The organism is Streptomyces sp. NPDC005791, assembly GCF_042871485.1.
In the GTDB taxonomy this organism is placed as follows: Bacteria; Actinomycetota; Actinomycetes; order Streptomycetales; family Streptomycetaceae; genus Streptomyces.
This window is the reverse complement of record NZ_JBIAIP010000005.1, coordinates 238,547-262,449: the sequence shown is the minus strand read 5'-3', so window position 1 is coordinate 262,449 and position 23,903 is coordinate 238,547. Positions and strand designations below refer to the sequence as shown.

The following is a 23,903-nucleotide window of genomic DNA, read 5'->3' as shown; positions in this document are numbered from 1 at the left end:
GCCGGGGCCTGCTCACAGCGCGGCCACACCCATAACGCGCGGGTGTCCGCGGCCGGTCCCGCAGGCGGGTGTCCATCACGGCGGTGACCCGCTACGAACCCGGCCACCGGGACCGGCTGATCGACTGGTCGCGCAGGGACGGCGGCCGACGTGACGGGCGCAAGAGCTGCCGCGACTCCCCGGACCCGCGATCCCTGACCGCTTGCCTCCGGCGCCGCGGGGACGTCGGTCACGAGCGGCGTCACCCGAGTGGGTGTGCGGGGACTTCCTCGGCAGGAATCCCCCGGGCACGACGAGGCCGGACGGGAACGCCTCGGAGGCGTGCGTGTACGCCTCCCGCACTCCGGCGTCGGCCGCCGGCAGATGCCGGGAACCCCCGGGCGAGCATGCCCCGCTCCGTCCGGCGTTGTTTAGTGGTGCTCGTACGGGACACGCGGATGGGCGCGGATGGGGCGTCCACCGGACGCACCGGACCGAACCGGCGAAGAAGGAGACGTCATGCCTGCTGGATCCAACGCGAAGCGCGAACGCCAGTACGAACACATCAAGGACAGCCAGGAAGAACGGGGCGCCTCCGAGGAGCGCGCGAAGGAGATCGCCGCCAGGACGGTGAACAAGGAGCGGGCCCGGTCCGGCGAGTCGAAGACCGCCTCCAAGACCTCGACGCAGGACACGAAGTCCGCCTACCGCCGCGGGGGTGAACGCTCCCACAAGGGTGCACAGGGGCCCACGAAGGACCAGCTCTACGAGGAGGCCAAGAAGAAGAACATCGACGGGCGCTCCACCATGAACAAGGACGAACTGCGCAAGGCCCTCGGGCGGTGACGTCCTCGGGCCGGTGCCATGTCGGCAGTGGAAAGGAAGCGGGCGAACATGACGGGCGCGGCGATCTTCGATGTCGACGGCACGCTGACCGACACCAACCACCTCCATGTGGTGGCCTGGTGGGAGGCGTTCCGGCAGGCGGGGCACACCGTGCCGATGCCGGACATCCACCGGGCGATCGGCCTCGGCTCCACCGACCTGATCGAGCGGCTGCTCGGATCCCACCGGGACCGGGACCAGGACTCCACCATCAGTGCCGCGCACAAGACCCTCTACGGGACCTACTTCGACCGCCTTCCCGCCTTCGAGGGTGCGGGTGACCTGCTGCGCACCCTGGCCGGGCGTGGGTGGCGGGTCGTGCTCGCCACGTCGGCGAGCGGCTCGGAGCTGGCGGCCCTGCGCCGGGCCGTCGACGCGGACGAGGCCATCCGTGACTCGGCGAGCTCGGACGACGCCTCGGAGGGGAAGCCTTCCCCGGAGCCCGTGCGGCTGGCCCTGGAACTGGCCGGGGCCGATGCCGGGCAGGCGGTGTTCGTCGGTGACTCCGTGTGGGACATGGAGGCGGCGTGCCGTGCCGGGGTGCGGGCCGTGGCCCTGCTGTCGGGCGGGATCCCACGGGCCGACCTGGAGCGTGCGGGCGCCGACGCGGTGTACCAGGATGCCGCCGAACTGCTCGCCCGCATCGATGACAGCCCCTTCGCACAGACGGCGGCCTGACGCCGCCGCACGCCCTGCGCCGCATCCCCCGGCGCCCAGGACGGTTTCGTGATCAGCAACGTGTCGGCACCGGTCGGCCGTCACTCTTCCGGCCGACCGGTGCTCCCTCACCCTCCCGAGCCGGGGTATTCACCTGTCCGCACCTGACCGCAGGAATCTTTTGCACCTGTTCAGGACTATTTGTGGTGCTTTCACCCTCGAACGGGTATCCGCAGGACATGAGCACTGGGAATCCCGACCCCGACCCGCGTGACACCTCCGGACTCGAACCCGGTGGCGGTGTGCCTGCCGGCGAGACTCCGCCCGGCGAGGGCAGCACGTCGGAAGCGGGACCGCGACACGCACCACCCAAAGGATGGGCCAAGGGCCCACTGATCGTCATCCTGACGCTCGTGGTGCTGGTGGCGGCCTTCTTCCTCGTCTACGCCCTGCTCCTGTGACCGGCGCAAGGACGACGAAGGGGCTTGTGACGTCCCCGGGCCGACGGGAACCGCCGTCCGGACGACACGTCCGTGACGCAGTCCGTGCCGCATGACGAGAGAACGAGGAAGCATGGAGATCGGTTACAAGCTGGCCGCCGAGGCGTTCGGCCCGGCGGAACTCGTACGGCAGGCGGTCCTCGCCGAGCAGGCGGGTTTCGACTTCGTCGAGATCAGCGATCACTACCATCCCTGGCTCGACAACCAGGGCCATTCACCCTTCGCCTGGACGGTGCTGGGCAGCATCGCGGCCAAGACGTCACGCATCGGGCTGGCGACCGGTGTGACGTGCCCGACCGTGCGCTATCACCCGGCGGTCATCGCGCAGGCGGCGGCGACGCTGGCGCTGCTGTCGGACGGCCGTTTCGTCCTGGGCGTGGGATCCGGGGAGCGGCTGAACGAGCACGTGGTCGGCCAGGGCTTCCCCGATGCCGTCCGTACGCGGCACGAGATGCTCAGGGAGGCCCTGGAGATCATCCGGCTGCTGTGGAGCGGGGGGTACCGGTCCTACGAGGGGAAGCACCTGCGGCTGGAGGACGCCCGGCTCTTCGACCTCCCCCAGGAGATGCCCCTGATCGCGGTGGCCGCCAGTGGCGGGGTCTCGACACGGATCGCCGCGGAACTGGGCGACGGCCTGTTCGCCACCGAGGACAAGCCGGAGATCGTCCGGGACTACCGCGACGCGGGTGGTGAGGGCCCGCGCTACGCGGAGGTTCCCATGGCCTGGGCCTCCGACGAGCACACTGCGGCCCGGGCCGCCCTGGAGACGTCCCGCTGGGCCGTGACCGGGTGGAAGGTCATGAGCGAACTGCCCAATCCGGTCAACTTCGACGCGGCGACCACGACGGTGCGCGAGGAGGACATCCTGGAGAAGTTCGCGTGCGGCACCGACCCCGCACGTTACGTCGAGGTGGCGCAGAAGTTCGTCGACGCGGGATTCGACAGGCTGGTCATGCAGAACGCCGGCCCGGACCCCGACGGCTTCATCGACTTCTACCGGGGCGAACTGGACGGGCGCATCCGCCGGCTGCGGCCGAACAGCCCGCAGGCCTGAGGCAGGCCGTCAGGGGGTCGCCGCCGAGACCACGTAGACGACCGGAGCCGCCGGATCGGTCATGTTGACGGTGATGTTCTGGGTGGGGCGCGGGTCCTTGTTCTTGTGGACCGTGCCCGCCCAGTCGACGCCCGGCCCGAAGTACCACCCGGTGATCTTGACGTCCCGTTCACTGATGGTGACCCTGCCGGTGTCCAGCGCGGCACGGCCGGTGCCGACACCGCTCAGGAAGCGGTCGAGCCCCGCGGACGTCGTACGGAACTTCACGTACATCCGGCTGGCTTTCCAGTTGTTCGTCTCGTAGTACTGGACCCCGACCGCGTTGCCCGGAATGGGCAGTTCGAAGATCCGGCGCTGCATACCGGACGGCCAGTCCTCGCGCAGCCCCTGGGCGGCGGCCTCGGCCTCCTTGTCCTTGCCGGAGCGGCGGCTCTGCCCTGCGGAGATCACCAGGTAGCCGGCAGGGATGCCGATGAGCAGCACGATGATGGTCAGCGTGATCAGGCGACGGCGGATCACCCTGCGCCGGTCCTGGGGAGGCGTCCCGTCACCGCCCCCGGAGGATGCGGCGGGCCCGGTGGACCCCGGCGTACCGGAGGAACCGGACGAACCCGCGGAGCCTGACGAAGGGGGCTGGCGCGGCGCGATGTGGTTCTCGGCTGCGGTCATGGTCGGTGATCCCTCGAAGCTGCGGTACGGAGCGGAGTGCGGATGGACGGGCCGCGGCGCGCGGCCCGCGGTCAGTCTGCGGTACGGGTGCTGCGCGTGTTACGGATGGTGCTCGCGGCCTGGTCGTAGAACTGTGCGTACCGCTCGTAGCGCTCGACCCGGCGGCGGTTGGTCCGGCGGAACCTCCGGGCGACCAGGCGTGCGAGGTCGGCGGCGCCGACCATACCCGCTTCGGGGCCGAGCTGGGCCTTCGCGATCCGGGCCTCAGGACGGTAGCCGCGGCCCGTGAGGTGGCGTTTGAAGGCGTCCCTCGCCGGGCCGATCAGCAGGTCGTCGGCCGCGCTGACCCCGCCGCCGATGACGAAGCAGGACGGGTCCAGGGCGGCCGCCAGATTGGCGATGCCGACGCCGAGCCACTGACCGATGTCCTGGAGGAGTTCGACGCACATCGCGTCGCCCTCGCGGGCCAGCTCGGTGATGAGCGGCCCGGTGATGTCGGGGATGTTGCCCTTGACCCGCTCGATGATGCCGTGCGCCACCGGGGAGTCCGCGGCGGCCAGCTCCCTGGCCTCGCGCACGAGGGCGTTGCCCGAGCTGTACTGCTCCCAGCAGCCGCGGTTGCCGCACGGGCAGCGGTGCCCGCCGGGCACCACCTGCATATGGCCGAACTCACCCGCCACGCCGTACTTGCCGCGCTTGACGTGCCCGTCCTCCAGGATCGCGCCGCCGATGCCGGTCCCCAGCGTGATCATGACCAGGTGGTCCTCGCCGCGGCCGGCGCCGAAGCGCCATTCCGCCCAGGCCGCCGTGTTGGCGTCGTTGTCGACCATCACGGGGACCACCAGCCTGGAGGCGATGGCGTCACGCAGGGGTTCGTCGCGCCAGGCGAGGTGCGGGGCGAACAGCACCTTGGAGCGGTCCGCGTCGACCCAGCCCGCGGCACCGATGCCGACGGCGTGCACATCGTGCCGGTCCGAGAGGTCGAGGACCAGTTCGACGATGGTGTCCTCGACGACCTTGGGGCTCTTGGACTTGTCCGGCGTCTCGGTGCGCAGGGTCTCCAGGATGTTGCCGTCGGCGTCCACGACGCCGGCCATCACCTTCGTCCCGCCGATGTCGATGCCGACGGTCGGGACTCTGGGCGCCGTGAGGTGCGAGCGCCGCTCCCTGGTGCCGACGGTTCGCAGGACGGTCGCGCGGGCGGAGCCGCGGTGGGTGAAGTCGCGGTACGTGCTCATCGTCCCTGCGCAGGTCGGGGGGCCGGGCGGTGATCCGTCCGGCGGCGGACGGCGCCCGCCGTGCACGATTCTGCCATTCCCCCGCCCTCCGGATCGGCGTCCGGCCCGGGAGCGGGGGGGCCGAAAAGGGACTTATGGGGTGTCGTCCTCGGCCGGACGGCCGCCGGAGCCGTCCGGTGTGGAAGCTCTTTCGAGCTCGTGGCTGAGCTCGTCGAGCTCGCTCCCGCCCGCCATCTGGCGCGTCAACTCGTCCAGCGTGACGTCGTCCTTGGTGTGGCTTCCGGACATGGCGCCACGCTTGAGCAGCACGAACCGGTCACCCACCAGATAGGCGTGATGAGGGTTGTGCGTGATGAGAACCACGCCGAGCCCGGCGTCCCGGGCGGCCGCGACGTACTTCAGCACGACCCCCGACTGCTTGACCCCGAGCGCCGCCGTCGGCTCGTCGAGGACGAGGACCTTCGCACCGAAGTACACGGCGCGGGCGATGGCCACGCACTGACGTTCGCCGCCCGACAGGGTACCGATGGGCTGGTCGACGTCGCGCAGGTCGATGCCCATGCGCAGCAGTTCCGCGCGGGTCGTCTCCCGCATCCGGCGTACGTCGAGACGCTTGAACGGTCCGGATCCCCTCGTCGGCTCCGAGCCGAGGAAGAAGTTGCGCCAGACCGGCATGAGGGGGACGACGGCCAGGTCCTGGTAGACGGTGGCGATACCCCGGTCCAGAGCGTCGCGCGGGTTGACGAGCGTGGTCTCGACACCGTCGATCAGGAACGTGCCGGCATCATGCCGGTGCAGACCCGCGATGATCTTGATGAGGGTGGACTTGCCGGCTCCGTTGTCGCCGAGGACACAGGAGATCTCACCCGCGCGGACCTCCAGCGAGACGTTCTCCAGGGCCCTGATGTTGCCGTAGTACTTGCTGACGTCGTCGAGCCGGACGAGCGCCGGGCCGGCCGTGTCCCGGGGAGCCGGAGCCTGGGTGGCCGTCATGTCGTCGCCTCCGCACGCTTGCGTACCCATGCGTTGAGCAGGGTGGCCAGGAGCAGCATCGCTCCCAGGAAGAACTTGAACCAGTCGGGGTTCCACTCGGCGTACACGATGCCCTTGCTGGTCATGCCGAAGATGATCGCGCCGACCGCGGAGCCGACCGCGGAGCCGTAACCGCCGGTGATCAGACAGCCGCCGATGACGGCCGCGATGATGTAGATCAGCTCGTTGCCGACACCCTCGCCGGACTGCACGACGTCGTAGGAGAACAGCAGGTGCTGGCCGGAGACCCAGGCGGCGAAGGCGACACCGAGGTAGAGCCCGATGCGCGTACGGATCACGGGCACGCCGACCGCGCGGGCGGCGTCGGCCTCTCCGCCGACGGCGAAGATCCAGTTCCCGAAGCGCGTACGGATCAGGATCCAGGTGGCGATCGCGACGAGCGCCGCCCACCACAGGATGGTGACCTTCAGCTCGACGTCACCGATGGTGAGGTAGGACGCGAAGACCTTACGGGCGGACTCGAAGCCCTCCATGTCCCCGATGGCCTTGGTCGACACGGTGCCGCTGATCAGTTTGGTGAAGCCGAGGTTCAGGCCGGTCAGCATCAGGAACGTGCCGAGGGTGATGATGAAGCTCGGGAGTTTCGTGCGGGTCAGCATGAAGCCGTTGAACGCGCCGAACCCGAGGGTGACCAGCAGCGACACGAAGACACCCACCCAGACGTTGGCGGTCATCTGGTAGCTGAACATCGAGGAGATCAGCGCGGAGCTGGTCACCATCACACCGGCGGAGAGGTCGAACTCGCCGCCGATCATCAGGAGCGCCACGGGCGCCGCCATGATCCCGATGGTGGAGGCCGCGTACAGCACCGTGCCGAGGCTGGAGGCCTGCAGGAAGCTGTCGGCGACGAGTGCGAAGAAGAGGAAGACGGCCGCGGCCCCGACGACCGAGCCGAGCTCGGGCCGGCCCAGCAGCTTGCGCAGCGGGGAGGTGCGCAGCAGGCGTTCGTCGGTGTGGGGCGCCGCCGGTTGCCCGGTCGCTGTCATCGCGTCCCCCGCTTCGTGTACTCGGCGAGCGCGTCGGCGTCGTCGGCGGTGATCACCTGCGGGCCGGTCAGGACGGGCCGGCCGCCGCCGAGCACGTTCTGGTTGTAGCGGTAGAGCCAGAGCAGGTCGACGGCCTCGTACCCCTGGAGGAAGGGCTGCTGGTCGACGGCGAAGCCGAGCGATCCGTTCTGCAGGCCGGTGGCGACGCTCGCGTTGAGGTCGAAGGTGTCGATCTCGGCCTTGCTGCCCGCGGTCTGCTTCGCCTTGACGGCGGCGGCGGCGAAGGGAGCGCCGAGCGTGACGACCGCGTCGATGCTCCGGTCGGAGTCGAGCTTGGCCTCGATGGACGCCTGGACGTCGGGCATGTTGGTGCCGTCGACGTAGAGGTTCTGCATCGTCCCGCCGAAGGACTTCTTGGCCCCGGCGCAGCGCTGCTCGTGGCCGACGTTGCCCTGCTCGTGCAGGACGCAGAGCACCTTCTTGCGGTCACGCTTGTCGAGCTCGTCACCGACGGCCTCGCCCGCGATGGACTCGTCCTGGCCGATGTGGGTGAGCGCGCCGAAGGCCTTGGACTCGGCGGAACCGGAGTTCACCGTGATCACGGGGATGCCGGCCTTGACCGCCTTGGCCACGACGGCCTTCATCGAATCGGGCTTGGCCAGCGAGACGATCAGGCCGTCGACCTTCTTGTCGATCGCCGTCTGGACGAGCTCGGCCTGCTGCTGGCCCTCGTCGTTGTGCGAGTAGAGGAAGTTGATGTTGTCCTTGTCGGCTGCCTGGTCGGCGCCCTTCTGGACGATGTCCCAGAAGGTGTCGCCATCACCCGAGTGGGTGACCATGGCGAACGTCCAGCGGGGCGTGTTCACCGCGGACCGGCCCTCGGCGGCCTGCTGGGCGCGCTCCTCCGCCCGCTTGCCGCCGGTGCTGCTGCATCCCGCGAGGGAGGCCGCCAGTACCGCTGCCAGCACGGCGCCCATCGCGCGTACCCCTGTCCGAACCCTTGCCACGACGCCGTGCCCTTCTTGTGCTGCTCGCTGTGCTGCCTGGTGAAGCCGGGGAGGGCGGACTCGCCGCCCGGCGGGCCAAGTATCCCCGAGCCCGTACCGGCATGGCCCGGCAGGGGCGCGGGCCGCGCCCTCCCGTCGTTCTAGCGACCTAGCATGACCGGGTCAATATTTTCGTCCGAACGTTCTTACCCGAGGCTGTCGGCCGGTGGTGTCAGGGCCGGGCCAGCAGCTGGAACTCGAAGGCGTAGCGCGAGGCCCGGTAGACGTGCGAGCCGAATTCGACCGCCCGGCCACCGTCGTCGAAGGTGGTGCGCTCCATCGTCAACAGCGGTGCCCCGACGGGCTCCGCGAGCCGCTCGCCCTCCTCGGCGGTGGCCGCGCGGGCCCCCACGGTCTGGCGGGCGCTGTGCAGGGTGATCCCGGCGGCACGCATCATCCGGTACAGGCCGGTCGACTCCAGCCGCTCGGTGCCGAGGTCGAGCAGCCCCGGCGGCAGGTGGTTACGCAGGAGCGCCACGGGCTCCTCGTGCGCGGACCGCACCCGCTCGACGAGATGGACGTCACTGCCCTCCTCGACACCGAGCGCGGCGGCGACCTCGGGGGTCGCCTGCTCGACCGTGTTGCGCAGCACCCGGGTCGCGGGACGTCGGCCGGCCGTCTCGAGGTCGTCGTAGAGGCTGCTCAGTTCCAGCGGGCGCTTGATGCGGCTGTGTACGACCTGCGTGCCGACGCCGCGTCGGCGCACCATCAGTCCCCTGTCGACGAGCGACTGGATGGCCTGGCGGACGGTGGGCCGGGACAGTCCGAGCCGTGCGGCGAGCTCCAGTTCGTTGCCGAGGAGAGTGCCGGGTGCGAGTCGCCCGTGCTCGATGGCCGCCTCCAGCTGCTGGGCCAGCTGGTAGTACAGCGGGACGGGGCTGGTGCGGTCCACGCCCAGCCCCAGGGCGGCGGAGTCGGCAGCGGGTCTGGGCACGGCACGGAGCGTACCCCGTACGGTCGAGCCGCACCCTTCAATTTGTCAGGACATATAGTTGACAGTGCGTCCGGGGGGCGGCACGTTGGGTGCATGCGCATCGGACTCATCGGCACCGGCCGGATCGGTTCCTTCCACGCGGGCGTCCTGGCACGCCATCCCGCGGTCGCCGGCCTGGTGGTGACGGATGTGGACGGCGTCCGTGCCGCACAGGTCGCGGCGCGGACGGGTTCGACCGCCGTCGCGTCCGCCGACGAGGTCATCGGGGCGGGGGTGGACGCGGTCGTGATCGCCTCGGCCACCTCGGCGCACGCCGATCTCATCGGCAGGGCGGCACGGGCCGGCCTGCCCGCCTTCTGCGAGAAGCCGATCGCACTGGACCTTGCGGGGACCCTGGGAGCGCTGCGCGAGGTCGACCGGGCGGACAGCGTGCTCCAGCTCGGTTTCATGCGCCGGTTCGACGCGGGTTACGCCGCGGCACGCGCCGCCGTACGCGGCGGCGCACTGGGCCGGCTGCACACCGTACGGGCGACGACGTCCGACCCCGCTCCCCCGCCGGCCGCGTATCTGCCCCTCTCCGGAGGCCTGTTCAGGGACTGCCTGGTGCACGACTTCGACATCCTGCGCTGGGTGACGGGCCGCGAGGTGACGGAGGTGTACGCCGCGGGTTCGGACGCGGGGCCGGCGATGTTCCGGGAGGCGGGCGACGTGGACACGGCGGCGGCTCTGTTGACCCTGGACGACGGCACACTGGCCACGGCGACGGCCACCCGCTGCAACGGGGCGGGTTACGACGTACGCATGGAACTCGCGGGCGAGCAGGCCCAGATCGCGGTGGGCCTGGACGACCGTACGCCGCTGGCCTCCACCGAGCCGCAGGGGCCGCCCGCACCGGCCAAGCCGTGGCCCGGCTTCCTGGAGCGGTTCGCCCCGGCGTACGAGGCGGAACTCGACGCGTTCCTGCGCGTCGTGGGCGGAGAGCTGCCGAACCCGTGCGACGGCCGGGAGGCGCTGCACGCGCTGCGCATCGCCGAGGCGTGCGAGTTGTCGCGCGCGCGGCACCGCCCCGTACGGATGACGGAGATCGCCGCGGTCTGAGCTTCCCTACCAGGCGACCGGCAGGGCGAGCGGCCCCCGGATCAGCATCCCCGTACGCCAGGAGAGGCCGGCCGGGTCGGTGTCGAGCCGCAGACCCGGACAGCGTTCCAGGAGCGACCGCAGGGCGATGCGGGCCTCGATGCGGGCCAGGGGTGCGCCTAGGCAGTAGTGGATGCCGTGGCCGAAGGCGACGTGTCCGCGGGCGTCCCGGGTGATGTCGAAGCGGTCGGCGTCCGGGAACCGGGCCGGGTCGCGGTCACAGTCGGCCATCGCGACCAGGACCAGTTCGCCGCCGCCGGGGATCACCGTGCCCGCTACGTCCAGCGGTTCGGTGGTGAAGCGGTACGTGGGCGTCTCGACGGGCCCCTCGTAACGGAGTGTCTCCTCGACTGCGTTGTCGATGAGAGCGAAGTCCGCGCGCAGTGCCGCCAGTTGGTCCGGGTGGTTCAGCAGTGACAGGGCGCCGTTGGAGATGAGGTTGACCGTGGTCTCGTGTCCGGCGACGAGCAGCAGCCACGCCATGCCGATGAGTTCCTCGGCGGAGAGACGATCGCCGTCGTCGTCAGACGTGTGGATCAGCGCGCTCATGAGATCGTCCCCGGGGGCCGCGCGCCTCTCGGTGATCAGATCGCCCAGGTACGTCGTCATGGCGGCGGTGGCCTCACCCCGGGCCTCGGCGTCGAGGGACGACACCGCCGTGTTGGACCATTCCCGGAAGGCCTGCCGGTCCAGGGACGGCACACCCAGGAGTTCGCAGATGACGGCCATCGGCAGGGGGAACGACAGCGCCTCGACCAGGTCCGCGCTCCGGCCCCGCCCGGCGAGCATGGAGTCGAGCAGGTCGTCCGTCATCTCCTGGACGCGCGGTGCGAGCTGCTCCATCCGGCGGGCGGTGAACTCCCTGGCCACGAGCCTGCGCAGCCGGGTGTGGGCCGGGGCGTCCGAGCCCAGCATGGACGTCCCCACGGACACCTTCCTGACCCCCAGCGTGGGCGACGCCTTGCGCCAGTCCTTGGAGAGCCGCTGGTCGGCGAGGAGTGCCCTGCCTGCCTCGTACCCGACGACGAGCCAGGCCTCCGCCCCCTCCGGGATACGGACCCGGTGCACCGGGCCCCGGGCGCGTAACCCCGCATAGACCGGATAGGGGTCGCGGATGAAGTCATCACCGAGTGCGCCGAGATCGAGCAGGGCTTCCATGGTCTTCACCTCACCAGCGCACGGGCAGACGACGGACCCCGCGGAGCAGCAGCCCGGGCAGCCAGTCGGGTTCCCCTTCGTCCGGGTCATGTGCGAGTGCCGGGCAGCGTTCCAGCAGCGTGCGGATCGCGATGCGGCCCTCCATCCTGGCCAGCGGCGCGCCCAGGCAGAAGTGGATGCCGTGTCCGAAGGCCAGATGCCCCTGCGCCTCACGACGGATGTCGAAGGTGTCCGGGTCCGGATAGCGGCCGGGGTCCCGGTCCCCTGAGCCCAGGGCCACCAGCACCGCCTCGCCCTGCGGGATGACGGCCGGGCCGACCTGGACGGGTTCACGGGTGAAGCGGAAGGTCGCCGTCTCGACGGGCCCGTCGTAGCGGAGCATCTCCTCGACGGCGCCGTCGATCAGCTCCGGCTCGGCGCGGAGCAGCGCCAACTGCTCCGGATGGTCGAGCAGTGCCCGTACGCCGTTGGAGATCAGGTTCACGGTGGTCTCGTGCCCGGCCACCAGGAGCAGGAAGGCCATGCCGATCAGTTCGTCCGGCGACAGCCGGTCGCCCTCGTCGTCACGTGCCTGGATCAGGGCGCTCATCAGGTCGTCACCCGGGGCGCGCCGCTTTTCCTCGATCAGCTCGACGAGGTAGGCGCCCATGTCGTGGACCGCTTTGCTCTCCTCCTCCGGCGAGAGGGGCGTGACGACGGCGTTGGACAGCTGGCGGAAGGCGTCCCGGTCGATGTCGGGTACGCCGAGGAGCTCGCAGATCACGGTCATCGGCAGCGGGAAGGCGAACGCGTCGATGAGGTCGGCGCTCCCGGCGGGCACCATCGCGTCGAGAAGGTCCGCGGTGATCTGCTCGACGCGCGGGCGCATCGCCTCGATCCGCCGGGCGGTGAATTCGCGGGCCACGAGCTTGCGCAGGCGGGTGTGGTGCGGGGCGTCCATCTCCAGCATGTTGGCGTTGATGGGATTGCTCGTCGCGGAGAAGAGCTCCGTCGTCCGCCAGTCCTTGCTGAACCGCTGGTCGGCGAGAGCCGCTCGGGCCTCCTCGTAACCGACGATCAGCCAGATCCGCTCGAAGTCGTCGGTGCGGACGGTGTGCGCCGGCCCTTCGGCGCGCAGCTTGGCGTAGTACGGATACGGATTCGCGGTGAAGTCCCTCGCCCCGCGCAGATCGACCACTGTCATCGTCCCGCCCCCTCAACCGGTCTGATCGGTTCAGCCTAGGCTGCCGCCCCGCCCCCCGTCCTCGTCCTCATGGAGGAGACCCGCGTCGTGGACCAACAGGGCGATCTGTACACGGTTGTCGAGTGCGAGCCGGGCCAGGATCCGGGAGACGTGCGTCTTGACCGTGGCGACGCTCAGGTGGAGCGCGGCGGCGATCTCGGCGTTGGAGCTGCCGCGTCCGACGGCCGACGCCACCTCCTGCTCCCGTTCGCCCAGTTCGGCGAACCGCTGCCGGGCGCGTGCCCTGCGTGCCTGACCGTCGTGCGCCGGGTCTCCCGCCGCTCGGGCCATGAGCCGGCGGGTGACGGCGGGCGAGAGGACGGGCTCACCGGCGGCGACCCGCAGGACCGCCTCGACGATCTGTGCGGGGAGTGTGTCCTTCAGGACGAATCCCGCCGCCCCCGCGCGGATGGCCCGGGCCACCTGTTCGTCGGCGTGAAAGGTGGTCAGGACGATGACCTCGGGGGCGCCGGGCCGGCGCCGCAGAGCCTCGGTCGCGGCCAGCCCGTCCACGCCGGGCATCCGGATGTCCATGAGTACGACGTCCGGGTGTGCCCGGTCGACGAGGGCGGCGACCTCGGTGCCGTCGGCGGCTTCCCCGACCAGGTCGATGCCGTCGGCGCCGCCGAGCATCAGGGTGAGACCGGCCCGCACGAGCGGGTCGTCGTCGACGATGACCAGCCGGACCGGTCGTGCCTCCGGCGACGGCGGCGTAGGAGTGCTCATGCCGGCCACGGTAGCCGGGCCCGGACCGTGAACCCGCCGTCGGGCAGGGGGCCGTGCTCCAGGCTGCCGCCGGCCAGGCTCGCGCGTTCGGTGAGGCCGATGAGTCCCTGGCCGGATCCGGGGACCGGCTCGAAGGGTTCGGCGGGGGCCGGATTGCCGACCTCGATGGTCAGCCCGTCGCCCGGTCCACCGGCCACCGTGACACGGACGGGCGCTCCTGGCGCGTGTTTGCGGGCGTTGGTCAGTGCTTCCTGGGCGATGCGGTAGACCGTGCGCCCGGTGGCCCCGGGCGCCTGGGTCGGATCGGCGACGGTGTTGTCCAGCCTGACCTCCATACCGGCCGAGCGGGACTCCTCGATCAGCGCGTCCAAGGTGACGAGGGTGGGCTGCGGCCGGTCGTCCCCGTCCCCCTCCCCGGGAGCGCGCAGCACCCCGATGATCTCGCGGAGGTCCTGGAGCGCCTCGTGGGCACTGTCCCGGATGACCCCCGCTGCCCTGCCGACCTCGGCCGGGGGCGCGTCGGGCCGGAATTCCAGGGCGCCGGCGTGGACGCTGAGCAGGGACAGCCGGTGAGCGAGGATGTCGTGCATCTCGCGGGCGATGGCCTCACGGGCCAGCCGCTGGGCCTGCGTGGCCCGCAGGGCCGCCTCGGTCTCGGCTCGGCGCGCCCGTTCCCGCAACGAGACGACCAGTCGGCGCCGCGACCGTACGACCATGCCCCAGCTGAGCACGAGGAGGACCAGCAGCACCCCGATGACGGTGGAGGCGACGAAGGACGTCTCGGGATCGGGGCGCAGCATCGGCTGTCCCGGGGCGATGACGAGTGCGCCCGCGCCGACGAGGGCCACCGGCTTGAACGGCCGGTGCACGGCCAGGCTGAACAGACCGATCAGCATGGCTCCGGCCGCGACCGGCTCCACGAGGGAGAGGGTCGTAAGGGCCACGGCGATTCCCACCGGCCACCTTCTGCGGGCCCAGAGCGCGCAGCACGACACCGCCCCGATGAGTGAGTCGGCGAGGACCACACCGTCCGGTGTGGTCGGGTCGGCCTCGATCGCCGCGAGGGCGGCCATCCCGAAACCCGCGGCGCAGAGGAAGGCGGTGATGTCGACGGCCCAGTCCCGCACGGTCCGCCGTGCTCTGCCCCGGTCGCCGGGCAGCTCGTCGTCGGCCAGGGCCGAGGGCAGCAGCCAGCGGTACTCCGTACGTGTCATGTCGACAAGCTACGCAGAGGTAGACGGGGAACGGCCGTTCCGGGGAGGGGAGATACCGAAGTCGTACGATCGGAGACTTTCGTCGGCACCTCGCAGACCGGTGGCCGACGCGGACCGGCGCCGGCCCGCGCCAGGCTCGGACCATGAAGAAATTCGTGGAGTCCGTGGGCTTCATCGTGTTCGCGCAGGGTGCCGCCGGACTGCTGTACGAGTGGACGGGCTGGTTCCGGTTGTGGGCCCTCGTGGCGAAGCTCGACTTCCTCGACGACTACGGGCTCTTCGTCAACATCGTGCTGGTCGTGACGGGCGGAGCCGTGATGATCGCCGCGGACTCGATCAGGACCTGACGTGGGACGCTCAGGAGGTGCCGTCAACACTCCGGCGCCCCCACGCCGTGCCCGCCAGCACGAGCCCCGCGCCCAGCACGCCCAGCGCGCCGAGGCGCTCGCCGCCGATCGCGATGCCGACGGCGGCGGCCCAGAGGGGCTCCGTGCCGAGGAGCAGGCTGACCCGGGACGGCGAGGTGCGGCGTACCGACCACATCTGCACGAAGAACGCGAACAGCGTGCAGAACACGGACAGGAAGAGCAGCCCCGCCCATTCGGCGGCGCCGAAGTCCGCCGCCACCGTCCAGGGCGCCGGCCCGGTCCCTGGGACGACGGCCAGTACGGCGAAGACGGCGACCGCGCTGCCGAGTTGCACCGTGGTGAGGGAGAGCGAGTCCGCGTTCCGTACCGCCTTGATGCGCGCCATCGCCAGCACGTGCACCGTACGGGCGAGGGCCGCGAGCAGCATCAGGAGGTCACCCGCGGAGGGGCTGGTGAAACCGCCGCCCTGGGTCAGCAGCACCACCCCGGCCACGGAGAGGCCCGCCGCCGCGAGGAAGGCGGCCGGGGGCCGGACCCGGGTCACGGCCGCCTCGGCCAGCGGGGTGAAGATCATCGTAAGACTGATGATGAGACCCGCGTTGGTCGCCGACGTGTGCACGACACCGTACGTCTCGAGCAGGAAGATGCCGCTGAGTACGAGACCCAGCAGGCCCGCACCACGCCATTGCGCTCCGGTCAGCGCCCGGAGCCCGCGCCACCCGGCGACGGCGAGGGCGGGCAGCACGATCGCGAAGCGGAGCACGAGGACGGCGATCACGGTGTGCGTGGTGGTGATGCCCTTGGCCGCGAGGTAGCTGGCGCCCCAGACGGCGGCGACGAGCAGGAGCGGAAGGTCGGTGACCCATGCGCGGCGGGAGGGGGCGAGCGCGGGCAGGACGGCAGAGGACACCTGGTTCTCCTGGTTCTCCACGGACGGAGCGATGTGGAGACCTCGCCGGCTCACACGGGGAGCGCTCACCGTACCGAACGGACACCGCCCTCGGGAACCTCTGTCAACAGGGCGGCTCGGCCACGTGTTCGCAGGGGTCGTCACCGGTCGAAGCGGTCTCCCGCCGGGGTGGGCTCCTCCTAGAATGTCGGTCTCGGGACGCTCGGACACACGGAGTTGGCACATGGGTGGAGCGCGGCTGGACGGACGGATCGAGCGGGGGAACCAGACCAGACAGCTGGTGCTGGGGCGCGCGGTCCACGTCGCCTCGACCGAGGGGCTGGAGGGACTGTCACTCGGCCGTCTCGCCACGGAGCTGAAGTTGAGCAAGAGCGGTGTGTTCGCCCTCTTCGGCTCCAAGGAGGAGCTGCAGCTCGCCACCGTGCGCGCCGCCGTGACCGTCTTCGTCGAGCATGTGCTGACTCCGACCCGGGCGGCACCACCCGGCCTGGGGCGCGCCTGGCGGATGTGCGAAAGCTGGCTCTCCTACTCGCAGCGCCGGGTGTTCAGCGGCGGCTGCTTCTTCTACGCGACCATCGCCGAGTTCGACTCCCGGGAGGGCAAGGTGCACGACGCGCTGGCCGCCACGCAGACCGGCTGGGTCACCTTCGTGGAGGCAACCATCGAGGAGGCCAGGGTGCGGGGCGAAATCGCCGCGGGCACGGACGTCTCGCAGCTGGCCTTCGAGCTCATCGCGTTCATGGAGCTGGCCAACGCGGAATCCGTACTGCACAACAACAACCCCGGTTACACCAAGGCGGCGCGGGCCATCCTGGGGCGGCTGCGTGCCGCGGCCACCGACCCTTCCCTGCTGCCGGCCGCCCCCTGAGCCGGTGGGCCCGGGCCCCGTCCGTCACGTCCCGGCCTCGAAGGTGCCGAACTGCGCCCGTCCCGCGGGCCGGTAGGTGTGGATCGCGATGCCGCTCCCGGTGGTCCGGGCACCGATCAGCTCGAAGGCCGTCGGCTGCCCGCCGTCCGGGAAGAGCCGCCTGCCGCTGCCCAGGTGGACGGGGAAGACGAGCAGGTTGACCTCGTCGATCAGGTCGTGCGCGAGGAGGGTCTGCGCCAGTGTGCCGCTGCCGTGGACCTGGAGCTCCCCCTCCGCCGTCCGCTCCTTGAGCCGTGCGACCTCGGCGGGCACGTCCCCCGAGATCACCGTGGTGTTCTCCCACGCCGGGTCGGTCAGGGTGGTGGAGACGACGTGCTTGGGGAGGGTGTTGAGACGTGAGGCGATCGGGTCCTGCGGGTCGGTGACCTTGGGCCAGTACGCAGCGAAGATGTCGTACGTACGCCGCCCGAGGAGGAAGGCGCCCGCCCGGTCGAAGACCTCGTCGGCGAAGGCCCCCATGCCCTCATCGGCGAAGGGCACGACCCAGCCGCCGTACTCGAACCCCCCGGTGGTGTCCTCCTCGGTGCCTCCGGGCGCCTGCATCACGCCGTCGAGGGACACGAACGTGGTGAGAGTCAGCTTCGCCATGGTCCCGCTCCTTCGTCCCGCTGCCGGAGGCCGTGGTCCATCCGGCAGTACGCGTGCTTCCACCTGTTCCGACCCCACTCTCGGCCGGAACTCATCGGTCTGCCCGGCGGGACCCGCCGCCCGGCCCCCCGCAACGGTCGTGCTGGGAGGCACAACGACCTGTGCTGAGGGGGCCGTCTCCCGTGCCCCGTCCTACGCTGACGGGGACGGCACGCGAACGAAACGGAAGACGATGAGCCAGACACCGGCCCCGGTCCGCAACCTCCACGACGGCAGCACCATCCCCGCGGTGGGCCTCGGCACCTGGCCACTGGACGACGACGCGGCCGAGGAGGCCGTCGCCGGTGCGCTGCGGCTCGGCTACCGACTCGTGGACACCGCGCTGAACTACAGGAACGAGACCGGCACGGGCCGAGGGATCGCCGGCTCCGGAGTACCCCGCCGGGAAATCTTCGTCACCACCAAGGTCCCGGGCCGCCACCACGGGTACGAGGAGACGCTCGCCTCCTTCGAGGAGTCCCGGAGCAACCTGGGGCTGGATTACGTCGACCTGTACCTCATCCACTGGCCACTGCCCCGGGTGGACAAGTACGTCGACACATGGAAGGCGATGATCAAGCTCCGCGAGGAAGGCCTCGTGCGCCACATCGGCGTCTCCAACTTCACGGCGGAGCACCTGGACCGGCTGGAGCGGGAGACGGGGGTGCTCCCCGTGGTGAACCAGATCGAGATGCATCCGCTGCTGCCCCAGGAGGAGCTGCGGGCCCTGCACACCGCGAAGGGCATCGTGACGGAGAGCTGGAGTCCGCTGGCCCGGGGGCGGCAGGTGCTCGAGACGCCGGAGGTGGTCGCCGCCGCCGAGGCCCATGGTGTGACGCCCGGCCAGGTCGTGCTGCGGTGGCACACCCAGCTGGGTGCGGTGCCCATCCCGAAGTCCGCCGATCCCGGGCGGCAGCGGGAGAATCTCGACCTGTTCGGCTTCGAGCTGACACAACGGGAACTGGACCGCATCGGGGCCCGGCCGCCGCACCGCTTCGGCGGGGACCCAGCTACGCACGAGGAGTTCTGACGGCGGCCGACGCCCGCGCGGGCGCGGCGCTCACCGGTTGCGCGGTGTGACCTCCGACATCCGGGACCAGTCGTCGCCGGGCACCTCGACGTTGATGATCTCCGGGACCTCGCTGACGAGCTCCGACATGGTGTCGATCGCCGCCTTGAAGTGCTCGGAGTTCACATGCGCCACGCCCGCCTCCTGCGAGGCGAACGCCTCGAGCAGGACGAACTGGTCCGGGTTCTCGACGCTGTAGGACCAGTCGAAGAAGAGGTTGCCCGGCTCCTGACGGGTGGCGAGGGTGAAGTCCTCGACTGCCGGGAGCCAGTTGTCCCGCTCGGCGGTACGCACGGTGAACTTGACGGCGATGAAGATCATGGTGGCTCCTGGTCGGTACGGCGAAGTACCGACCAGAGTCGCATATCCCTCAGGACGGTCACCTGATTCCTCCGTGGACACTCCGCCGTTTCGCCGTCCGGGTCAGTGGCCCCGGGTGCACGGTCCCGGGTCAGTGGTTCCTTTCGATGAGCCGGCCGGTGGGTTCGGCGAGTACGCCGTCGGCCGCGATCCGTGTGCCGCGCAGCCAGGTGGATCTGACGACACCGTGCAGGGACCTCATGGACATGGGTGTCCACGAGTCCCGGCAGCAGGACGTCGTCGCCGAAGTCCTCGAGGCGGGCGCCGTCCGGTACCTCCGCGTCGTACGGCAGGACCGCCTCGATCGTCCCGTCGGCGACGAGGACCGCTGCGGCGCGGGTCCCCTCAGGCAACCAGGGAAGCAGGAGCGTGGCCGCTCGGAGATTTCCACACCGTAGAAGTTCAATTTCGAGATGTGGAACGTAGAATGGGCCAGGGGCGGCACCACCACACCGTGGGGCCGAACGCGGCCCGGACCGCCGACACCAGGACAAAACAGGCCCTGACCGGCAAGGACGCCGGACCGGGAGCAGTGGGCCGATCGGGAACAGCCCGGTAGGCTGCTGCCTTGCCTCCGCTTCGAAAGGACCGTTGACGTGCCGCCGTCCCACGCCAGCACTTCCGACACCAAGCCCGCCGGTCCCAGTGGCGGTGTGCAGTCCCTCGAGCGCGCCTTCGATCTGCTGGAGCGTATGGCGGATGCCGGGGGCGAGGTCGGGCTCAGCGAGCTCTCCGCGAGCAGCGGACTGCCCCTCCCGACCATCCACCGGCTGATGCGGACCCTGGTCGTGTGCGGCTACGTGCGCCAGCAGCCCAACCGGCGTTACGCGCTGGGCCCGCGTCTGATCCGCCTCGGCGAGTCCGCGTCCCGGCTGCTGGGCACCTGGGCACGGCCGTATCTCCAGCGGCTGGTCGAGGAGACGGGCGAGACGGCGAACATGGCGCTGCTCGACGGGGACGAGATCGTCTACGTCGCCCAGGTGCCGTCCAGGCATTCGATGCGGATGTTCACCGAGGTCGGCCGACGGGTGCTTCCCCACTCCACCGGAGTCGGCAAGGCCCTCCTCGCGCACACCCCGGCGGACGAGGTGCGGGCCCTGCTGGCGCGTACGGGCATGCCGGCGGCCACCGAGAAGACGATCACCACGCCGGACGGCTTCCTCGACGCACTGGAGCAGGTGCGGAGGGCGGGCTACGCGGTGGACGACAACGAGCAGGAGATCGGGGTCCGCTGCCTCGCGGTCCCGGTACCGGACTCCCCCACCTCGGCCGCCATCTCGATCTCCGGGCCCGCGGGCCGGGTGACGGAGACGGCGACCGAGCGGATCGTGCCGATCCTGCAGCAGATCGCGAAGGAACTGTCCGAGGCGCTGGCGAGCAACGGCGGCTCCGCGAGCTGACACCGGCCCGCGCCGACGCCTCTCCGCTCCACTCAGGCCGGGGCCGGCTCCGACAGACGGCCGTCCGCCAAGCTCACCGTCCCGTCCACCCGGTCCAGATGCGCCCGGTCGTGGGTGACCATGACCGTGGCCGTGGAGCGTTCCCGGGTCAGGCCGAGCAACAGGTCGAGGACCGCCGCGCCGCGTTCGTGGTCGAGGGCGCTGGTCGGCTCGTCGACGAGCAGTACCGACGGTTCGTTCATCAGGGCCCGCGCGATGTTGATCCGCTGGCGCTGGCCGCCGGACAGTTGGTGCGGCCTGCGGTCCGCCTTGTCGGCCAGGCCCACCGCGTCCAGGAGGTCCAGGGCCCGGCCCCGGGCCGCGCGTACCGAGCCGTGTGCCAGATGGGCCATCACCTGAAGCTGTTCCACGGCCGTGAGCGACGGCAGCAGATGAGGCTGCTGGAAGACGATGCCGATGCGGTCGCGACGCAGGGCCGCCTTGCCGGCGCGGCCGAGCCCTGCGGTCTCCGTACCGGCCACGACGACACGGCCGCGGTCCGGGGTGACGAGTGTGGCCGCCACCGCGAGCAGGCTGGACTTGCCCGAACCGGACGGCCCGACGACTGCGGTGAGCGTGCCGGCGGGCACCTCGAGGGAGACCCGGTCGAGTGCGGTGAGCCTGGTGTCGCCGTCGGCATAGGTGAGGGTGACATCGGTGAGGGTGAGGGTCATCGGGCGCTCCCGAGTGCGGTGAGGGGGTCGACAGCGGTGATCCGCCGGATGGACAGGGCTGCCCCGAGCACGCCGAGGACGATCATCACGCCGGCCGGCACGAGAACGGTCGAGGCGTCGAGCACGAACGGCACGGCGCCGTCGTCCCCGCCGACCAGCGCGCCGATCCCAGCGGCCAGCGCGGTCCCCAGGCCTGTACCGGAGGCGAGCATCACCACGGCCTGCCCCAGCGCGTCCTTCAGCAGGTACGGGGTGGACGCCCCCAGCGCCTTGAGCACGGCGACGTCACCGCTGCGCTGGATGGTCCAGACCGTGAAGAAGGCGCCGATGACAAGCGCCGAGATGGCGAAGAGGAAGCCCCGCATCAGCTGGAGCGAGCCGTTCTCGGCCTGGTAGGAGCCGATCGCCGTGAGGGAGTCGTCGAGGGTGTACGTACTGGTGCCCGCCGCCTCGTCGCCGGCGGAGAGATCGGCGCCGCCGGTCGTGGTCAGGGCGATCACCGTGGCCTGCTTCCCGGTGCCACTGATGCGCTGCCAGTCGCCGAGCGAGGTCCACACCACCGGAGTGTGGCTGTACGAGGCATCGCCCGCGACCGCTGCCACGGTCAGCCGGGAGCCGGCGCCGAGGCCCAGCGTGTCACCGGCACCGGCGTCGAGGTCCTCGGCCGCCTGCTCGGAGAGCACGAGCCGACCGTCAGCCACGTCGGCGGGGGCGAGCCCGCCGTCCGGTTCGACGCCGAACACCGACACCGCGGCGGTGGGGCCGCCGTCGCCTTCGCCGACAGCGGCGTTCAGCGTCCGGATCCCCAGCGGCTGTGCGGCGGTGACCCCCGGCTGCTCCGCCCAGGTGCGCCAGGCACTCACCTCCACAACGGAATCGGAGAAGGACACCGCCCCGCCGTCCGGCGGGGCCGCGAACGCGATGCGGTCGGCGTCCAGCCCCGTGACGGCCGAGGTGTTCTCCCTGCCCAGGCCCGCGGTCAGGCCGGACAGCAGCCCCACGAGCAGTGTGATCAGCACGACGACCGTGCCCATGAGGGCGAATCTGCCCCTGGCGAACCGTAGATCTCTCCATGCAACGAACATGATTCCAGCCTCGGGCGCCGGACCTACGAAAACATCACGCGCCGGACGGGGCCGACATCAACCTTTCGATTGACCGGCCGGTCGCCCCTCGCGTCTACGCTGGAAGACCATGGACACGCGTGCGCACACCTCGGTCACCACGGCGCTGCGGCTCTGCCTGCACGCCCTGCTGGCAGGGCTGCTGGTGCTCGCCGCGCTGCGCGCGACCGGCGACGGCGTCCCACACACCACAGCGGTCGTCGTACTGGCGGGTGTGATGGCCGCGCTGTACGCGGCGGGCGCGCTCGCTCCCGTGGTCCAGCCGCACACCCGGGCCGCCGCCGTCTGGCTCGCCGCGCTGGGTGCCGTGTGGCTGGCGATGCTCGCCCTGTCGCCCGATGCCCTGTGGGTGGCCTTCCCGCTCTACTTCCTGCAGCTGCACCTGCTGCCGGTGCGCTGGGGCCTGCCCGCCGTGGTGATCACGGCCGCAGCGGCGATCGCCGGGTTCCTGCTGCACGGGCAGGACGTCTCACCCGGCACCTTCATCGGTCCGCTGCTCGGTGCGGCGGTGGCCGTGGCGACCGTGCTCGGCTACGACGCGCTGTTCCGCGAGAGCGAGCGGCGCCGCGAGCTCATCGACGAGCTGATCTCCACCCGGGCGGAGCTCGCCGAGGCGGAGCGCTCCGCGGGCACCCTGGCCGAGCGGGAACGGCTGGCCCGGGAGATCCACGACACCCTCGCCCAGGGACTGTCCAGCATCCAGCTCCTGCTGCGGGCCGCCGAGCGTTCGCTGCCCGAGGACGCGCCCGCGACGGCACACGTCCGGCGGGCCCGCGAGGCCGCCCAGGACAATCTGGCCGAGGCCCGCCGCTTCGTCCGCGCGTTGACCCCGCCGGACCTGCAGCAGGGCTCCCTGGCGGCGGCCCTGTCCCGGATGTCCTCCCGCACCTCGGCACCGGACCTCACCGTGCAGTTCGCGGTCAGCGGCAGTCCGGTCGAGCTGCCCACCCCGTACGAGGTGACACTGCTGCGTACCGCGCAGTCGGCTCTGGCCAACGCGGTGCAGCACGCGGGCGCACGGCGGGCGGAGATCACGCTCAGCTTCATGGAGACGTCGGTGGCCCTGGACGTGGTGGACGACGGCCACGGTTTCGACACGGCCGCCGAACCGGCGACGAGCAGCGGCGGCGGGTTCGGCCTGCCCGCGATGCGTGCGCGGGCCCGTTCGCTGGGCGGGACGCTGAGCCTGGAGTCGGGGCCGGGCCAGGGGACGGCGGTCGCCGTCACACTGCCACTTCCGGCCGGCGAAGCGCAGGACCCGGACCGTCCGAGCACCGGAGAAGGCAGAGCCGTATGACCGACCCGATCAGGCTGCTGCTGGCCGACGACCATCCCGTGGTCCGCGCCGGGCTGCGCGCGGTCCTGGACACCGAACCCGACTTCCAGGTGGTCGCCGAGGCCCCCACCGCCGAACGGGCCGTCGCTCTGGCGGCGACCGGCGCGTGCGACGTGGTGCTGATGGACCTGCAGTTCGGCTCGGGCATGCACGGGGCGGAGGCCACCGCGGCGATCACCGCCGTTTCGGACGCACCCCGTGTCCTGATCCTCACCACGTACGACTCGGACGCCGACATCCTGGCCGCCGTCGAGGCGGGCGCCGGCGGCTATCTGCTGAAGGACGCCCCGCCGGAGGAACTGGCCGCTGCAGTGCGCACAGCGGCGGCCGGCCGATCGGCGCTGGCCCCCACCGTCGCCCACCGGCTGATGGACCGGATGCGGACACCGGCTCAGGCTCTGACCAAGCGTGAGCTGGAGGTGCTCCAGCTGGTCGGCGAAGGTCTGTCGAACCAGCAGATCAGCAAGAAGCTCTTCCTGAGCCAGGCGACCGTGAAATCCCATCTGGTACACATCTACGCCAAGCTGGGTGTCGACTCACGGACATCGGCGGTGGCCGCGGCGACGGCGCGCCGCCTGATCCGTCGCTGACGCCGCGAACAGCACGGGTA

26 protein-coding genes and 1 pseudogene are annotated in these 23,903 nt (G+C 71.0%); 11 read left to right on the top strand and 16 right to left on the bottom strand.

Translation table 11 applies throughout. The annotated features are described in order from the left end of the window. The first annotated feature begins 498 nt into the window (after positions 1-498). The 4 genes from ACFYSH_RS12810 to ACFYSH_RS12795 all read left to right on the top strand — a co-directional run bounded on the left by ACFYSH_RS12810 (position 499) and on the right by ACFYSH_RS12795 (position 3,075). On the top strand, positions 499-825 hold the full coding sequence (locus ACFYSH_RS12810) for a plasmid stabilization protein (RefSeq protein WP_359467899.1): 327 nt from the start codon (positions 499-501) through the stop codon (positions 823-825). Positions 826-873: 48 nt separating this feature from the next. Continuing rightward, complete coding sequence (locus ACFYSH_RS12805) at positions 874-1,542, top strand: HAD family hydrolase (protein ID WP_359467902.1); 669 nt, start codon at positions 874-876, stop codon at positions 1,540-1,542. A 218-nt stretch (positions 1,543-1,760) separates the two neighbouring features. Next, positions 1,761-1,982 carry a DUF6480 family protein gene (locus ACFYSH_RS12800; RefSeq protein WP_359467905.1) on the top strand — a complete coding sequence of 74 codons (222 nt, stop codon included), beginning with the start codon at positions 1,761-1,763 and terminating at the stop codon, positions 1,980-1,982. Positions 1,983-2,094: 112 nt separating this feature from the next. After that, entirely contained in the window at positions 2,095-3,075 is a 981-nt protein-coding gene (locus tag ACFYSH_RS12795) for a TIGR03557 family F420-dependent LLM class oxidoreductase (RefSeq protein WP_359468266.1), read from the top strand. 9 nt (positions 3,076-3,084) lie between these two features. Here ACFYSH_RS12795 and ACFYSH_RS12790 read toward each other — a convergent pair whose 3' ends face one another. The 6 genes from ACFYSH_RS12790 to ACFYSH_RS12765 form a co-directional block, all read right to left on the bottom strand. Continuing rightward, on the bottom strand, positions 3,085-3,744 hold the full coding sequence (locus ACFYSH_RS12790) for a hypothetical protein (protein ID WP_359467908.1): 660 nt from the start codon (positions 3,742-3,744) through the stop codon (positions 3,085-3,087). A gap of 71 nt (positions 3,745-3,815) precedes the next feature. After that, the gene (locus ACFYSH_RS12785) at positions 3,816-4,982 is read right to left on the bottom strand and encodes an ROK family glucokinase (RefSeq protein WP_033300401.1); all 1,167 of its coding nucleotides are present in this window, start codon (positions 4,980-4,982) and stop codon (positions 3,816-3,818) included. Positions 4,983-5,114: 132 nt separating this feature from the next. After that, the gene (locus tag ACFYSH_RS12780; protein ID WP_359467912.1) at positions 5,115-5,975 is read right to left on the bottom strand and encodes an ATP-binding cassette domain-containing protein; all 861 of its coding nucleotides are present in this window, start codon (positions 5,973-5,975) and stop codon (positions 5,115-5,117) included. Beyond that, a complete protein-coding gene (locus ACFYSH_RS12775) occupies positions 5,972-7,021 on the bottom strand; it encodes an ABC transporter permease (RefSeq protein ID WP_359467915.1) in 1,050 nt (349 codons plus the stop codon). Before ACFYSH_RS12775 ends, ACFYSH_RS12780 begins: the two co-directional genes overlap by 4 nt. After that, positions 7,018-7,998 (bottom strand): substrate-binding domain-containing protein, encoded by a 981-nt coding sequence (locus ACFYSH_RS12770; RefSeq protein ID WP_388752347.1) that lies wholly within the window; start codon positions 7,996-7,998, stop codon positions 7,018-7,020. Before ACFYSH_RS12770 ends, ACFYSH_RS12775 begins: the two co-directional genes overlap by 4 nt. A 241-nt stretch (positions 7,999-8,239) precedes the next feature. Next, a complete protein-coding gene (locus tag ACFYSH_RS12765) occupies positions 8,240-9,001 on the bottom strand; it encodes a GntR family transcriptional regulator (RefSeq protein ID WP_359467918.1) in 762 nt (253 codons plus the stop codon). 93 nt (positions 9,002-9,094) lie between these two features. Between ACFYSH_RS12765 and ACFYSH_RS12760 the strand changes: the two genes are divergently transcribed. After that, on the top strand, positions 9,095-10,099 hold the full coding sequence (locus ACFYSH_RS12760; protein WP_388752215.1) for a Gfo/Idh/MocA family oxidoreductase: 1,005 nt from the start codon (positions 9,095-9,097) through the stop codon (positions 10,097-10,099). Positions 10,100-10,105: 6 nt separating this feature from the next. Here ACFYSH_RS12760 and ACFYSH_RS12755 read toward each other — a convergent pair whose 3' ends face one another. Genes ACFYSH_RS12755 through ACFYSH_RS12740 form a run of 4 tightly spaced genes read right to left on the bottom strand, consistent with a single transcriptional unit; the run spans position 10,106 to position 14,458 of the window. Next, positions 10,106-11,296 (bottom strand): cytochrome P450, encoded by a 1,191-nt coding sequence (locus ACFYSH_RS12755; protein ID WP_388752344.1) that lies wholly within the window; start codon positions 11,294-11,296, stop codon positions 10,106-10,108. 10 nt (positions 11,297-11,306) lie between these two features. Further along, positions 11,307-12,479 carry a cytochrome P450 gene (locus ACFYSH_RS12750; protein WP_359467926.1) on the bottom strand — a complete coding sequence of 391 codons (1,173 nt, stop codon included), beginning with the start codon at positions 12,477-12,479 and terminating at the stop codon, positions 11,307-11,309. A gap of 30 nt (positions 12,480-12,509) precedes the next feature. Further along, positions 12,510-13,244 carry a response regulator transcription factor gene (locus tag ACFYSH_RS12745; RefSeq protein ID WP_359467928.1) on the bottom strand — a complete coding sequence of 245 codons (735 nt, stop codon included), beginning with the start codon at positions 13,242-13,244 and terminating at the stop codon, positions 12,510-12,512. After that, complete coding sequence (locus ACFYSH_RS12740; protein WP_359467930.1) at positions 13,241-14,458, bottom strand: histidine kinase; 1,218 nt, start codon at positions 14,456-14,458, stop codon at positions 13,241-13,243. Before ACFYSH_RS12740 ends, ACFYSH_RS12745 begins: the two co-directional genes overlap by 4 nt. Positions 14,459-14,601: 143 nt before the next feature. Here ACFYSH_RS12740 and ACFYSH_RS12735 point away from each other — a divergent pair, with 143 nt between their 5' ends. Beyond that, on the top strand, positions 14,602-14,805 hold the full coding sequence (locus tag ACFYSH_RS12735) for a hypothetical protein (RefSeq protein WP_359467932.1): 204 nt from the start codon (positions 14,602-14,604) through the stop codon (positions 14,803-14,805). A 10-nt stretch (positions 14,806-14,815) separates the two neighbouring features. Here the strand turns inward: ACFYSH_RS12735 and ACFYSH_RS12730 are convergent, their stop codons facing one another. Continuing rightward, positions 14,816-15,736 (bottom strand): DMT family transporter, encoded by a 921-nt coding sequence (locus ACFYSH_RS12730; protein ID WP_359468273.1) that lies wholly within the window; start codon positions 15,734-15,736, stop codon positions 14,816-14,818. Between the two features lie 223 nt (positions 15,737-15,959). Here ACFYSH_RS12730 and ACFYSH_RS12725 point away from each other — a divergent pair, with 223 nt between their 5' ends. Beyond that, positions 15,960-16,604: a TetR/AcrR family transcriptional regulator gene (locus ACFYSH_RS12725; protein ID WP_359467935.1), complete on the top strand. Its 645-nt coding sequence runs from the start codon at positions 15,960-15,962 to the stop codon at positions 16,602-16,604. A 24-nt stretch (positions 16,605-16,628) separates the two neighbouring features. On the opposite strand, the gene ACFYSH_RS12720 is transcribed toward ACFYSH_RS12725, so the two are convergent. Beyond that, positions 16,629-17,252 carry a dihydrofolate reductase family protein gene (locus tag ACFYSH_RS12720; RefSeq protein ID WP_388752211.1) on the bottom strand — a complete coding sequence of 208 codons (624 nt, stop codon included), beginning with the start codon at positions 17,250-17,252 and terminating at the stop codon, positions 16,629-16,631. A gap of 232 nt (positions 17,253-17,484) precedes the next feature. Here ACFYSH_RS12720 and ACFYSH_RS12715 point away from each other — a divergent pair, with 232 nt between their 5' ends. Next, on the top strand, positions 17,485-18,321 hold the full coding sequence (locus ACFYSH_RS12715; RefSeq protein ID WP_359467940.1) for an aldo/keto reductase: 837 nt from the start codon (positions 17,485-17,487) through the stop codon (positions 18,319-18,321). A 30-nt stretch (positions 18,322-18,351) separates the two neighbouring features. Here the strand turns inward: ACFYSH_RS12715 and ACFYSH_RS12710 are convergent, their stop codons facing one another. After that, positions 18,352-18,681, bottom strand: coding sequence for a putative quinol monooxygenase (locus ACFYSH_RS12710; RefSeq protein ID WP_203183414.1), 330 nt, complete (start codon positions 18,679-18,681; stop codon positions 18,352-18,354). Between the two features lie 239 nt (positions 18,682-18,920). Continuing rightward, positions 18,921-19,085: pseudogene (locus ACFYSH_RS12705) on the bottom strand (allantoinase); the annotation flags it as partial. Between the two features lie 231 nt (positions 19,086-19,316). Here ACFYSH_RS12705 and ACFYSH_RS12700 point away from each other — a divergent pair. Next, entirely contained in the window at positions 19,317-20,120 is an 804-nt protein-coding gene (locus tag ACFYSH_RS12700; protein ID WP_359467944.1) for an IclR family transcriptional regulator, read from the top strand. Positions 20,121-20,152: 32 nt separating this feature from the next. On the opposite strand, the gene ACFYSH_RS12695 is transcribed toward ACFYSH_RS12700, so the two are convergent. Beyond that, positions 20,153-20,833, bottom strand: a complete 681-nt coding sequence (locus ACFYSH_RS12695) for an ABC transporter ATP-binding protein (protein ID WP_359467946.1) — start codon at positions 20,831-20,833, stop codon at positions 20,153-20,155. Then, positions 20,830-21,918 (bottom strand): ABC transporter permease, encoded by a 1,089-nt coding sequence (locus tag ACFYSH_RS12690; protein ID WP_388752208.1) that lies wholly within the window; start codon positions 21,916-21,918, stop codon positions 20,830-20,832. Before ACFYSH_RS12690 ends, ACFYSH_RS12695 begins: the two co-directional genes overlap by 4 nt. A 109-nt stretch (positions 21,919-22,027) precedes the next feature. On the opposite strand from ACFYSH_RS12690, the gene ACFYSH_RS12685 reads away from it, so the two are divergent. Then, the gene (locus tag ACFYSH_RS12685; protein ID WP_359467951.1) at positions 22,028-23,254 is read left to right on the top strand and encodes a sensor histidine kinase; all 1,227 of its coding nucleotides are present in this window, start codon (positions 22,028-22,030) and stop codon (positions 23,252-23,254) included. After that, complete coding sequence (locus ACFYSH_RS12680; RefSeq protein ID WP_359467953.1) at positions 23,251-23,883, top strand: response regulator transcription factor; 633 nt, start codon at positions 23,251-23,253, stop codon at positions 23,881-23,883. Before ACFYSH_RS12685 ends, ACFYSH_RS12680 begins: the two co-directional genes overlap by 4 nt. Positions 23,884-23,903 lie beyond the last annotated feature (20 nt).